Raw genomic sequence first — 12,578 nt, 5'->3', positions numbered from 1 at the left:
GCGATTTTTGTGTATTCCCGTGTTTTACGCTACACGGAGGTTCGCGATGTCATCGAAAGTTTTTGATCGGTTTGTAACCAAGGCACCATTTGCTGTCATGACCAGGGCGCTCACGCAGGACTTTATCGGGAGCGATTTGCAACTGGTTTTCGATAACAATCGAGAAAAGCAGTATGAGTACCTCGCCACATTCCAGGCAGTGGCGATGACGGTCGCTGACGTGGCCTTGGATTTCAGCGAGAATTTCAATCAAGCCTACAAGGAGCACAAAGAGAATCTCGACGTTTCTCGACAGTCATTCTATGCCAAAACCAGAGGCATAGAACCAGCGGTAAGTGAGTCGCTCGTTTCGCACGCGGCAAAGCGGACTATCCAAATGCAAGACGCGATGGGGTTCACACCCTGGGAATTGCTTCCAGGTTATCGTTGCTTGAGTATTGATGGGAATGTCTTGGCGAAGTCTGACAAAAGATTGAAAGACCTTCGAGACGTCAAGGGTGCACCGTTGCCGGGTAAACTAGTCGCGAGGTTTGACCTACAGCGACAGGTGTTTGACCGCGCGTACGTGCTGCTTGACGGCCACGCGCAAGAGTCGACGTGTTGCGATCGGATCGTGGATGATATCCAGCCGAATGATGTCGTAATTGCGGACCGGCATTATTGCATCGTCCCATTCCTCAACAAACTCGCTCAATCCAAAAGCTTCTTCGTGATCCGCCAGCACGGGCGTTTGAAAGGCGTTTTACTGGGAAAACGCAAACGCATTGGCCGCAGCAGCACAGGCGTAGTCTACGAACAAGCGTTGAAACTATCTGCTGCCGAAGATGCCATGGTGGTTCGCCGAATCACTGTCATATTGGACTCGCCAACGCGAGATGGCGACGAAGAGATTCACGTGTTGACGAATCTTCCCGCCACAGTTTCGGCTAAGGACGTGGCAGAGGTTTACCGGCATCGCTGGGAAGAAGAAACCGCGTTCAATATTTTACAGATGACGCTCACTTGCGAGAAATCAGGTGTCGGTCATCCCAAAGCAGCAACGTTCCTGTTTTGTATGTCGCTGCTCGCGTTCAATCTTCGACAAACCATCTTTGCGGCTTTGTTTGCGACCCATGACGAATCAGAGGTGGAAGCGATCAGCCACTTTCACGTCTCAAAAAATGTCTCCGATAAAACCGAAGGGATGTTGATTGCGATCACCGAGGACGAGTGGGCAGAATTGATTCCGACGACAATCAAAGGCCTCGTCGCGATGCTGAAGAAGATCGCTCGGACGATCGACCTAAAGGAGTACAGAAAATCGGTCCGCGGCCCGAAGAAGAAAAAGCCGCACCGATCAAGGAATGTAGCCTCGTCTCATGTTTCGACCGCGAAACTGCTAGGATTGACCTAGCAGGATACCCTTACAGCCCTGGGCTGGAAGCCTATCCCACTGTTGCCTTCCCTTGTTCCCGGGCTCCGCCTGGGAACACACTGTCACGGAGGCTCCCGCCTCCCGCCCGTGAACGGCGTGTGGCAGAGCCACACCTGCCTCGCGTTCCCAGGCGGAGCCTTGGAATGAGTTGAAGATGACAGGCTGGAAGCCTATCCCACATTTCCCTTGTTCCCGGGCTCCGCCTGGGAACACACTGTCACGGAGGCTCCCGCCTCCCGCCCGTGAACCGCGTGTGGCAGAGCCACAGCTGCCTCGCGTTCCCAGGCGGAGCCTTGGAACGAGTTGAAGATGACAGGCTGGAAGCCTATCCCACTGTTGCCGCTCTCTGATTCCCTTGTTCCCGGGCTCCGCCTGGGAACACACTGTCACGGAGGCTCCCGCCTCCCGCCCGTGAACGGCGTGTGGCAGAGCCACACCTGCCTCGCGTTCCCAGGCGGAGCCTTGGAATGAGTTGAAGATGACAGGCTGGAAGCCTATCCCACTGTTGCCGCTCTCTGATTCAAGCCGCGGCCGCTTTCGGCTGTGTCATCAACGAAACCACAATCAGCGTGACAAACGCCAAGGGAATCGTGACGATGCCGGGTTGGCTGAACGGTGCATAGGCCAGCTCCGGATCCCAGCCATAGACGCTCTTGTAGGTGTCGGCCGACAGCAGGATCCAACCGAGTGAGCTGGTCATGCCGACCAGCACGCTGGCCACGATGCCTTCCTTGGTCGTCGCTTTCCAGAACAGCAGCATCACCAACGCGGGCAGGTTGGCGCTGGCGGCGACACTGAAGGCCCAGCCGACCAGGTAGCCGACGTTCATTTCTTTGAACAGGATTCCCAGCACGATCGCGATCGCGCCGACGACGACCGCGGCGATCTTTGCGATCCGTACCTTTTTGGCTTCGGACAACTGCATGCCGACCACGCCGACCAGGATGTCGTGGGCGACGGCGCCACTGCTGGCCAGGATCAATCCGCTGACGGTCCCCAGCACCGTCGTGAATGCGATCGCGGAAATGATCGCGAACAACCACGTGCTGATGCTGCGTGCCAGCAGCGGAGCGGCCATGTTGCTGTCGGTCAAATCCATCGAGCCGCTGGTCATCGCACCGAGTCCCAGGTACAGCGTCAGGACGTAGAAGAAACCGATGCTGGCGATCCCGACGATCGTGCTCTTGCGGGCCGCCGCGCCGTCTTTGACGGTGTAGTAGCGGATCAGGATGTGGGGCAGCGATGCGGTCCCGCAAAACAAGGCCAGCATCAACGAAAGAAAATTCAACTTGCCGCTGGGCGCGTCGCTTCGAATGCCGGCGAATTTGGGGTGTTCACCGGGGCGGAGGACTTCGTTGCCGGGTGTCAGTTTTTGAAAGTAGACCGTCGATTTGGTTTCATCGTCGTGCTCGACCGTCTTGTTCCGCCACAGCACGACTTCGCTGTCACCGAGGGTGTTGAAGAAACTGACCGGCCCCAGCGGCCCCGTCTCTGACTGGCCATCGGGTAGTTTGGTGAGCGTGCCGACCGGCTTCAGTTCCTTCTGCTTCGCGTCGCGTCCCAGCGGTGCGCCATCGACCAGGTCTCCGTCGGACGTTCCCCGGATCGCTTGCGCCTGCCGCAAGATGACTTGGTCCTCGCCGGCCGGTTGGACGTGAAAAAGATCAAAGCCGACATCATCGCTGCGCGTGAAACGGACCAGATCCTCGTGTTCCTGCCAACCATCCGCGGCCGGCAAAACGGACCGACCGGCGATCTCGGGTTGATTCAAGTCGGACGCCGGCATCGGGCCGATCGTTTCAAACGCATCGGGCTGGGCCACAAACCCGCGGCCGAGCAACAACACGACCAGTACGGCGCTGAAAATGACCAACAAGGATCCTTTCAGAAACTGCACCCACGTCGTCGAAACCATGCCCGCGGTGACGACGATCGTGATCACGACAATCCCGACCAGCACGACGCCCACCCAGTGCGGGAAACCGAGCAACGGCTGGATCAGCGATCCGGCACCGACCATCTGGGGAATCAGATAAAACACGCTGACCACCAGCGTGCTGGCGCCCGCGGCGGCTTTGATCCCGCGTGAATCAAATTTGGCATCCAACGCGTCGGCGAAGGTGAATCGCCCCAAGCGTTTCATCGGCTCGGCGATGACGAACAAGGCCACGATCCAACCCGCCAAAAAGCCGATCGAATACAAGAAGCCGTCGTAGCCGTAGGAGGCGATCATTCCGCAGATGCCCAGGAACGAGGCCGCGGACAAGTAATCCCCCGCGAACGCGATCCCATTGACCGCCCACGGGATTTGGCCGTGAGCGGCAAAATAACCCGCCGACGATTTCGCTTTTCGTCCCAAGTAAAAACTCAGGCCGACCGTCGCACCGACAAACGTAAAAAAGACAAAAACGGCAATCCATGAAGGGTCGTAAATCACGCCGGGTCCCCCTGCGGCTTATCGCCAGTGGACGCACCGTGTGATGCCGAACCGTCTGTTGATTCGTTCAACGGTTCGGATTTGCAAAGCACTCCATAGAGCAATGCCATCACCAAGGCGCCGACGATCAATCCGAACCCATAGACGATGGCCAGGTTCAATCCGGCGAGAACGGGGCGTTCCATCACGTCCGCGGCAAACGCGCTGAGAAACACGAACCCCAGATAAAGCACCAAATAAACAGCGAACAGCCAGAGCCCCAAGCGGGCGTTGGAGCGTTGTGTGTCCGAAAGCGACGACATCGAGACCTCGGGAAAAAACAAACAATCAATTCACGACCAGCGGCGAAGTATAGAGCAACTCACACCGCCCATGTGCCCCGGACGAACGTTTTGACTTCCGGCGTCCCCAGCCCCAGGTTCTGGGTTCTGGACCTTCCGTCATCAGACGATGCAAGAAATTTTCCTGTCACCCATTTTCTTGTCTGATTCGTTCCTTTCCGACGTCCATTTTTCTGCCCACCATTTTTCTGCCAACTCCCAACTCCCAACTCAAACCCTGATGTCGACTTGCAAACCGTCGTAAGCCATGTCGATCCCGGCCGGCAGCCAGTCGCAGGTTTTTTGGTAGTCGAGCTGGTGACCGGTGTGGGTCAGCAGGGTCCGTTGGGCACCCACGGCGCGGGCGACGTCGATGGCTTCCTGCAGATTAAAATGCGTCGGATGGGGCTCCATCCGCAGCGCCCCGATGACCAGGGTTTTCACGCCCCGCAGTCGTTCCAGAGATGTCGGCGGGATGAAGTTGGTGTCGGTGCAGTAGGCGAAATCACCGATGCGAAATCCGAGCACGTTGAAGTGCGGGCCGTGTTTCATCGGGATCGGGATGAAGGTCGTTCCCAGGGCTTCAAAGGGCGACTCGTCGATCCGAGTGAACTCCAGCTTCGGTGTCGCCCCCGGGTGGGTGTCCTCGCGATCGGCGAAGGCGTAGGCGTAGGCCCGGCGGATGTTCGATTCGACGGTCTCGTTACAGAACAACGGCACCGCGTGGCCGAGCCGAAAGGGGATCAAACGCAGGTCGTCCAGGCCGAAAAGATGGTCGGCATGTTCGTGGGTGTAGACGACCGCGTGGACCAGACGGATGCGTTCGCGGATCAGCTGAACCCTCAGATCCGGAGGGGTATCGATCAGCACCGTGCCTCCCGGCAGCCGGACCGTGATCGCGCAGCGGGTGCGATTGTTCCGCGGATCCTTGCTCTGGCAAACCTCGCAATCGCATCCGATCGCCGGCACGCCGACGCTGGTCCCGGTGCCCAAAAAAGTGACCAGGCCTTCGTGGGGACGGCTGGATTCGGGAACAAACGGCATGGATGCAGATCGGATCGGGGGCGGATCGGGCGGCAGATAACAGGCAGCGAGCCGGCATCCTACGACAGCAGTGGTGACGACGCGAGAGGCGGGAAACGCCGCGATGCCGTTCAAATTGGCAGGTCGACGCCCCACTCGCAGGCCGGCAATCGGCCCGTCGATGGCCGTCTGCGACCGCTGTTCAGGCCCCGGTTTGCTCGCAACGCCTGTTTGGGCTTGCAGAGATCGTCCGCCCTGACATACTTACCCGCTTCGCCGTAAACGTATCGGCGTGCCAAACGCACCCCAAACGAGAATTTTGGTGGCGTTTGAGGGAACAAAACACAAGAATTTAACGACGTCAGGGTGATCCGCAATGGCGGAAGTGGTACAGGTCCAGAAACGTGATGGCAGCCTAGGAACGGCAGCATCGCGCCGGTTACGAAAGGCGGGGTCCGTCCCGGCCGTTTTGTACGGGCACAAGCAAGAAAACCAGCATCTCGCGATCTCGCAAAAGACGGTCGAGTCGATCTTGCGGCATCACAGCAAGATCGTCGAGCTGCAAGGTGACGTGGTCGAGACCGCACTGGTCAGCGATCTGCAATTCGATCCGTTGGGGATCGAGGTGTTGCACATCGACCTGCAGCGAGTCGACATGAACGAAAAGGTCGCCGTCTCGGTGCCGATTCGATTCAAAGGCGAGCCGGTCGGTGGAAAGCAAGGCGGAATTGCGATCGAAAACGCTCATGAGGTCGAAGTCGAGTGCCCGGCCGTGGCGATCCCCGAATTCGTCGAATTGAACGTCACCGGCGTCGGCCTGGGTGAACACCGCTCGGCGTCGGATTTGTCGCTGCCGGAAAAAGTCGTCTTGGTCACCCCCGGCGAAACCGTGGTCTACCACGTGGAAAAAGTGAAGGGTGAGGCTGCGGCCGACGAGACCGAGGAAGAGGGCGAAGAAGCGTAGTCTACGGACTGCTCGGCAAGGCCAACCGGCCTTGGGCCCTTCGACAGTGCGATGAAGCTAATCGTTGGACTGGGCAACCCCGGTCGAAAATACGAACAAACGCGGCACAATGTCGGTTTCATCGTGGCCGAAAAGGTTGCCGTGCTGACTCGCGCCGGGACGCCAAAGATTAAATTCGAAGGCGAATTGGCGGAGTCTTCGATCGGCGGGGAGAAAGTCGTGATTCTTTGCCCCCACACGTACATGAACGCGAGTGGGCAAAGTGTCCGCAAAGCGTTCGACTTTTATAAGTTGGATTTGAGTGATATCCTGGTCGTCTGTGATGATTTGAATCTCGACAGCGGCCGGTTAAGGATCAGGCCATCGGGCAGTGCCGGTGGCCAAAACGGGATAAAGGATCTCATCCGGCATCTCGGTTCGGAGTCGTTTCCGCGGCTTCGCGTCGGCATCGGACGGCCTCCGGCAGGTTGGACGGTGACCGATTATGTCTTGGGGAAATTCTCCAAGAGCGAACGCGATACATTCGACGCGGCGACAACCCGCGCGGCCCACGCCGTGATCAGCTTTGTCACCGATGGAGTGGATCGCACGATGAGTCAGTTCAACGGTGATCCGGCGGCTGATTCCAAACCGAAACAAAAGAAAACGTCCGATCGGTCCCCAAGCGATCCGCGATCCGTCGGCCAGCAGCAACCCTAATTCAAATCATCGTCCCCGTTTCACAGCAGCATCAGCCCGATCGCGTTTCGCAAATCAGGCTGGAGCCAACCGTAGCAAGTAGAAAAGTAGAAAAGTCGTGGCCAAAAACACTTACGAAACCCTCTGCATCCTCGATAGCAACCACTACGCCCGCGACCCCGGCGGAGTGAGCAAGCAGATCGAAGATCTGATCACCGAAGCCGGCGGAAAAGTCGAAGTCAATCGTTTGTGGATGGAGCAAAAGCTCGCCTATCCGATCGACGGCCACCAAAAGGGAACCTACTGGTTGACCTACTTCGAAATGGAAGGCAGCGAAGTTCCCAAGCTGGATCGAGCCTTCCACCTGTGCGAACCCGTGCTGCGTCAGATGACGCTGAAGCTGGACCCGCGTTTGGTCGAGCCGATCCTGGCCAACGCCCGTGGTGCAACGCCCGTCGTCAGCAAAGACGCCGCGGCCGAAGCGGAAGAATCCAGCGACAAGCCCGCCGAGACCGAATCGGCTTCCTGATCGGGATTCCCCATTCGGGCGGTTGGTCCCTGGCCGGTGGGCGCGGTTTGCCTACAATGGTCCCCGCGGCGATGCAGCCGGTTCGGGCCGGGACGACCACGTTTTTTTACCTCCTTTCACTTTCCCAGCAACTCACAGGACTACGATGGCCAGCTACAACCGCGTCATTCTGGTTGGGAATTTGACGCGTGATATCGAATTGCGTTACATCCCCAGCGGTCAAGCCGTTTCCGACGTGACCGTTGCGGTGAACGATCGCCGCAAGACCAGCAGCGGCGAATGGGTCGATGAACCGACGTTTGTCGATGTCACCTTGTGGGGACGGAACGCCGAGGTGGCCAGTGAGTTCCTGTCCAAGGGATCGCCGGTTTTGATCGAAGGCCGGTTGAAACTCGACCGCTGGGAAACCGACGGCCAGAAGCGAAGCAAGTTGCGTGTGATCTGCGAAAAAATGCAAATGCTCGGCTCACGCTCGGGCGGCGGATCCGAACAGCGAACGGGGCAACGCCCGGCGCAGCGGTCCGGCGGTCAGACGGCTGAAAACCAAGTCAGCTATGATTCGCAATCCGTGGAAGATTATTCCACCGATTCGGGGGCGCGCGATGCCCAGCCGACCGGGAACGGTGCCGGTTACGAAGACCCCAATATTCCGTTTTAAACCAAACAACAGTATCGTAGACGTCCCCGGGCATTGACGCCCCGGTTCGTCCTCCTTTGTCAACAACCACCCACTCAACCTATCGCCAGAGCACAACGATGTCACGCAACGGCCGAACCATTAAACGACCCTACAAACGATTGCCCAAAGGCGAACACGGTGGGATCCAGCTCCTGTTGATTCACAACGTCGAACACCTCGGCAAGCAAGGTGACATCGTCGAAGTCAAAGCCGGCTACGCACGCAACTACCTGCTGCCGCACGGCATGGCGACGATCGCGACCGAGCACCACAAGCGGATGGTGGAAAAGCACCGCGAAAAACTGCGTGCGATCGAACTGGAAAAACTCAAGAGCTATCGCGACCTGGCAGACGAACTCGGCAAGCAGTCGATCACGATCGAAGCCAATGCCAACGACGAAGGCCACTTGTACGGCAGCGTCGGACCGCACGAAATCACCGCGGCACTCAAGGAAGCCGGCTTCAGCCTGGCCAACGACCAGATCCGTTTGGACGGCCCGCTCCGCGAACTCGGTCTGTACACCGTGCGTGTCTACCTGCACAGCGAAGTCGAAGCCAATTTGAAGGTCTGGGTCGTGCCCACCGCCGCCGAAGACGCCGCCGTTTCCTGATCCAGCGGGATCGAGACGAAAGTCGCCGACGACCTTCGTCACTCGACACCCAACCACCCCACCGGTCACCCTGCCAAGGACCGGTGGGAGCCCGTGACCGCTGCCGTCATCACCCGGCGGCACAAGCGGCCACGTCGATTGCTCATCAGGGGCTGTGGCGGACATGCTGGATTTACGTAGATTCAGCGAAGTTCACAGCATGTCGAGGTTCTTATCGGAAAAATCGAATTTGATATGCCGTTGACTGCTGGCAAATGCCGGCAGTTCCGGGCAGATTTCCAAAAAACAATGGCCGAGTGGCGGAACTGGCAGACGCGCCGGATTTAGGTTCCGGTCTCTTCGGAGGTGCAGGTTCGATTCCTGTCTCGGCTATGAATGACGCCCGCCGGCTAATGTCGGCGGGCGTTTTTCGTTTGGTTTCGGCCCGATCCAGTCCACACGAAGATGCCGTTTGCACGGGGTTTCAGGCAAGTCTGACCCGCACGCAACACACCGATTTGCATGGTTTCGTCGGCACGGACACACTCACTCAAAATTTTTGATTGCGTGTAGTTGATCCTTGAGCGACTTGATCGTTTCCTTGTGTCGGTTATTCTCCGCCTTTAATTCATCGGCTGACATTGAAAGCTTCGCTATCTGCATTTGTAGATCCGCCCCATTAGAGGCTTGTGTATTCTTAAATGAATCGCGTTCCTTCTTGATTGCTTCGATTTGTGTTTCAAGTCGTCTGATTTCCTGTCGCATCTCGTCCATTTTTTCGTTCAACTCATCTCGATTTGTTCCGCCCCTGCCGACTGGTCGAACACATAGGACGACAAGTCATGTCTCTTCTGAGCGTTTGACACACGGAGATTCAAAAGTTTCGCGTCGGATTCCAGTTTCTTTTCTTTGCTCTTGTTGTTTACGTGCGTCGTATACATGGACACTCCATAAGTGATCCAGGGACTAGCTAGAACGTAAACGCCTGAAAGGACCAGGGGCAGAATCCAAGTCTGCCAATTTGTGTACCAAAAATCTGGATAAAGTTCGGAAAGCAGTTTCATCTCGCTTGCGAACGACTCGTCGCTGAAGACAACCGCAATTCCCTTCCAGTTGCATATGCACCATGCGATGACAAATGCCCCTGGGAGCGGATTGCGTACGCGTTCGTCAAGACCTTGCCTGATGGACTGTAGAATTTCGTTTATCACTGGCTCGCTACTGCTCCTCTGGCTTTGATTGGGAATCGCTGGGCTACTTGGTTTCACTCTCCAACGTCATCTGCACGCGGCCGATTTTTCCATTGCGCTACGTGGTAGCAGTATTCTCTTCCGTCTAAGTCGCGATCAAAGAGTTGCCTAATTGGCAAGTATCTTTCAAATGCTGCTTTGTGCGACTCGGATGCCCTCACAGTGCAATAGAGAAGCAGGTTAATCAATAGCCATGCGAATGGATTCCCGACCTCCCAGGCCGCAAACAGGATTTCCGCGTGCTTTCCACTTGCCTTGTCGATCTTCTTCCTGTCCTGACCTGCCAACTCGTTGTGGAACCATCCGCCCCGACAAAGTCCGAGCTTTGAACCCGCAACAATCATCTCGGGAAGCCTATTGCAGTCTTCAAGATGCACATTCTTTAAGTCAATCCATTCTGAAACATGATCAGCAAATGCTTCTTTTCCTTTCACCGTCGTGTCGTACGCGAATACCGCAGTTGAAGGCCGAAAACCAGCTCCTTCAAACGGCGACAATGAAGTCACTGAGTAGCAGTTTTCGATGGCTTGGTGAAGCTTGGGCTTGTCGATTTGAGACTTGACCTCAATTGCACAAATAACACCTTCAATAGGGTAGAGCCCTTGGCCCGGCTGCGTTTCCATAACGGGAAAGTCCGGGTCATACACAATGACGTCAATCTGCTTTGATCGGCCTCCGTTTGCGTCAACAATGACCCCTGTCCCAAAATGTAACCTTGGCGGAACGACAGTTCGAAGTACGCGCTGCACAAAGAACTCTCTTGCATTGCCAACCATGGCACCATGCCCTAGCAACCCGGCCAAACGTGCCTCAGCCTGGAGCACCTTGGCGAGTTCATCGATCCACAAAAGTAGCGAGTCCTGACCTTCAAGTGGTGGAATTGAGCCCAACTCGCGTCTCTGCCTGGGAACACGCATAAATACTCGCAATTTCGACATCACCCCCTCCCACTCCCAGCCCTCTGAATGAAACGCTCGGTCGCGATCAACCACCCGGCCGGCATTGGCAACGCGCCACAACAAAGTCGCAGAACGGAACACCCTGAACTCTGCGTGTCGATCAATCTTCTGCCAAGGTTTCTGGATCAACTTGCGAAGACACAAACTCAAAGTCATCGTCTGTCATCCGTAACGACTCGTTGTATTCGAGTGCTTCGGGTTCTGCGATGTAATCTACCTTTGCGCGGCAGCGTTCAACCGCTTCGGCTATCTCGTCAATCGGCACCCGAAAAAACTCCTTTCGAAGGTTAATTCGGTTAACACGGTTTGACTTGAACTCGCGGTGTAGTGCAGCTTCGAGTGACGGGGCATCATCGCTCGAAATCATCATGTGGACATCAAACGGAAACGGTACCGAAGCGTCGCCGAGTTCCTTGACGCGGTCGAGTGGCTCAAGTCGGCGCGTCAAACCAATCTTGAACACCCCTTCGCCAAAGCTACCATAATTCGAGATCACGTAGACGTTTCCGGCGCGGGTCTGTTGAGCCATTGACATGGCACGTGCTGACTTCGCCTCTGCTTCAGCCAGTCTGCGACGCAATTCTTCGACTTCTGTCGAGTGTTCATCGTGCGTGCGTTCCAATGCAGCGGCAATCGCTTTTTCGATTGCCCGTCGTTCCGCATCCAAACGTTTCATTTCACGTTCAAGCTCACGCTCTGCCTTTTGCTCTTCGCGGATTTTCTCCTTGATTCTCGCTTGCTCTTCTTTCGCAAATTGTGCCCTAACGGCCTCTTCATAGTCCTTTTTTAACTCGACTTCAAACTCATCGATGGTTGCTTGATCGATGGGATAACCTTTCTTCTCGCAAAACGCGACGGTCTTCAAAAACCGGTCTTTTTGTGTCGCGTAATTGTTTGGCGTAAGACGAGATTTGATACTCCTACGGACCTCGGTAAACAGTCGCTTGCTAATTGCGGACGCGGCGGACGCATGTTCCGAAGCGGTTTCGTATTCGAACGCGGCAGCCTCCCGGTCGTTTTTTGCGTCTCGCAACAATTGCTCAAACTCGGCATCAAGGTTGGATCGGGCAACAGCGACCAAAGCGTCGAAGTTTGTTTTCAATCCTTGATGGGCGTGGACCAGGCGCGTTTGGTTCTGTTCGTGGAACCGCACGCGTGAATCAAGTTCGTCGCTGGCCTCGTTGAGTGCCGCAATCTTGCTTTGCCCGTCTAAGAAAACGCTGATCGCGACAACCCCGCCTACGAACATTAAGCAACCAATCGCGAAAAACAGGGTCAATTGTCCCGAGATAAAGGCGACCAGACCGACCAGCAACAAAAACAGGACTGTCCCTGTGATCATGATTGCCAGTTTTTGATCGATTTTGGGGTCGCGAGTCTTTATGTTCCCACTTTCGTCCTGAATCGCTGGGATCGGTTCTCGCGAGTAGTTTAGGAAGAGAACACGCGTTTTGCAGTTAGGGCAAATCTGTGGCGATTGGAATTTGTCTTCAGTCGAGACGACCTTTGATCCACACTCTGGGCAGTACCTTGTTTGTTTTTGATCGGACTCCATCGGCCTTTCTCCCCAATTCCTCGACGATGCAGAATCAACATATGTGGGGTAACAACATAGCCCCTCGCTAGGTGCGTTCCAATAGCCCCCGGGCTTTGCAGAATTGGCGATGCCCTCGATCCGCCGGCCGCTCGGTGTCGGGACGCTGCCCTAGGTCTCAATCAAGCGTTCGCTTGATTG

Annotated in this window: 13 protein-coding genes and 1 tRNA gene; 7 read left to right on the top strand and 7 right to left on the bottom strand. The window is 56.2% G+C overall.

Annotated elements, in window-relative coordinates; translation table 11 throughout:
* Positions 1 to 97: 97 nt before the first annotated feature.
* Positions 98 to 1,393 carry a transposase gene (locus Enr13x_RS18860; RefSeq protein ID WP_197455540.1) on the top strand — a complete coding sequence of 432 codons (1,296 nt, stop codon included), beginning with the start codon at positions 98 to 100 and terminating at the stop codon, positions 1,391 to 1,393.
* A gap of 541 nt (positions 1,394 to 1,934) precedes the next feature.
* On the opposite strand, the gene Enr13x_RS18855 is transcribed toward Enr13x_RS18860, so the two are convergent.
* The 3 genes from Enr13x_RS18855 to Enr13x_RS18845 form a co-directional block, all read right to left on the bottom strand.
* Positions 1,935 to 3,851, bottom strand: a complete 1,917-nt coding sequence (locus Enr13x_RS18855) for a sodium/solute symporter (protein WP_145388499.1) — start codon at positions 3,849 to 3,851, stop codon at positions 1,935 to 1,937.
* Positions 3,848 to 4,153, bottom strand: coding sequence for a DUF485 domain-containing protein (locus Enr13x_RS18850; protein WP_145388498.1), 306 nt, complete (start codon positions 4,151 to 4,153; stop codon positions 3,848 to 3,850). Before Enr13x_RS18850 ends, Enr13x_RS18855 begins: the two co-directional genes overlap by 4 nt.
* 249 nt (positions 4,154 to 4,402) lie before the next feature.
* The gene (locus Enr13x_RS18845; protein ID WP_145388497.1) at positions 4,403 to 5,215 is read right to left on the bottom strand and encodes an MBL fold metallo-hydrolase; all 813 of its coding nucleotides are present in this window, start codon (positions 5,213 to 5,215) and stop codon (positions 4,403 to 4,405) included.
* A 355-nt stretch (positions 5,216 to 5,570) separates the two neighbouring features.
* Here Enr13x_RS18845 and Enr13x_RS18840 point away from each other — a divergent pair, with 355 nt between their 5' ends.
* The 6 genes from Enr13x_RS18840 to Enr13x_RS18815 all read left to right on the top strand — a co-directional run bounded on the left by Enr13x_RS18840 (position 5,571) and on the right by Enr13x_RS18815 (position 9,027).
* On the top strand, positions 5,571 to 6,158 hold the full coding sequence (locus tag Enr13x_RS18840) for a 50S ribosomal protein L25 (protein ID WP_145388496.1): 588 nt from the start codon (positions 5,571 to 5,573) through the stop codon (positions 6,156 to 6,158).
* 51 nt (positions 6,159 to 6,209) lie between these two features.
* Positions 6,210 to 6,857 (top strand): aminoacyl-tRNA hydrolase, encoded by a 648-nt coding sequence (gene pth / locus Enr13x_RS18835; RefSeq protein WP_145388495.1) that lies wholly within the window; start codon positions 6,210 to 6,212, stop codon positions 6,855 to 6,857.
* Positions 6,858 to 6,954: 97 nt separating this feature from the next.
* Complete coding sequence (rpsF, locus tag Enr13x_RS18830; RefSeq protein WP_145388494.1) at positions 6,955 to 7,365, top strand: 30S ribosomal protein S6; 411 nt, start codon at positions 6,955 to 6,957, stop codon at positions 7,363 to 7,365.
* Between the two features lie 145 nt (positions 7,366 to 7,510).
* The gene (gene ssb / locus Enr13x_RS18825) at positions 7,511 to 8,023 is read left to right on the top strand and encodes a single-stranded DNA-binding protein (RefSeq protein ID WP_145388493.1); all 513 of its coding nucleotides are present in this window, start codon (positions 7,511 to 7,513) and stop codon (positions 8,021 to 8,023) included.
* Between the two features lie 98 nt (positions 8,024 to 8,121).
* Positions 8,122 to 8,655 (top strand): 50S ribosomal protein L9, encoded by a 534-nt coding sequence (gene rplI / locus Enr13x_RS18820; protein WP_145388492.1) that lies wholly within the window; start codon positions 8,122 to 8,124, stop codon positions 8,653 to 8,655.
* Positions 8,656 to 8,945: 290 nt separating this feature from the next.
* A tRNA-Leu gene (locus Enr13x_RS18815) sits at positions 8,946 to 9,027 on the top strand.
* A 153-nt stretch (positions 9,028 to 9,180) separates the two neighbouring features.
* Here the strand turns inward: Enr13x_RS18815 and Enr13x_RS18810 are convergent.
* The 4 genes from Enr13x_RS18810 to Enr13x_RS18800 form a co-directional block, all read right to left on the bottom strand.
* A complete protein-coding gene (locus Enr13x_RS18810) occupies positions 9,181 to 9,420 on the bottom strand; it encodes a hypothetical protein (RefSeq protein ID WP_145388491.1) in 240 nt (79 codons plus the stop codon).
* Complete coding sequence (locus tag Enr13x_RS38075) at positions 9,417 to 9,575, bottom strand: hypothetical protein (protein ID WP_197456150.1); 159 nt, start codon at positions 9,573 to 9,575, stop codon at positions 9,417 to 9,419. The genes Enr13x_RS18810 and Enr13x_RS38075 overlap by 4 nt, the downstream gene beginning before the upstream one ends.
* A 323-nt stretch (positions 9,576 to 9,898) precedes the next feature.
* Positions 9,899 to 10,999 carry a DUF6602 domain-containing protein gene (locus tag Enr13x_RS18805; RefSeq protein ID WP_145388490.1) on the bottom strand — a complete coding sequence of 367 codons (1,101 nt, stop codon included), beginning with the start codon at positions 10,997 to 10,999 and terminating at the stop codon, positions 9,899 to 9,901.
* Positions 10,944 to 12,398: a GIY-YIG nuclease family protein gene (locus Enr13x_RS18800; protein ID WP_145388489.1), complete on the bottom strand. Its 1,455-nt coding sequence runs from the start codon at positions 12,396 to 12,398 to the stop codon at positions 10,944 to 10,946. Before Enr13x_RS18800 ends, Enr13x_RS18805 begins: the two co-directional genes overlap by 56 nt.
* Positions 12,399 to 12,578: the final 180 nt, after the last annotated feature.

Origin of the sequence: Stieleria neptunia (assembly GCF_007754155.1) — a bacterium.
Taxonomy (GTDB): domain Bacteria; phylum Planctomycetota; class Planctomycetia; order Pirellulales; family Pirellulaceae; genus Stieleria; species Stieleria neptunia.
Note: the sequence above shows the minus strand (reverse complement) of the source record. Positions and strands in the feature narration are given on the sequence as shown.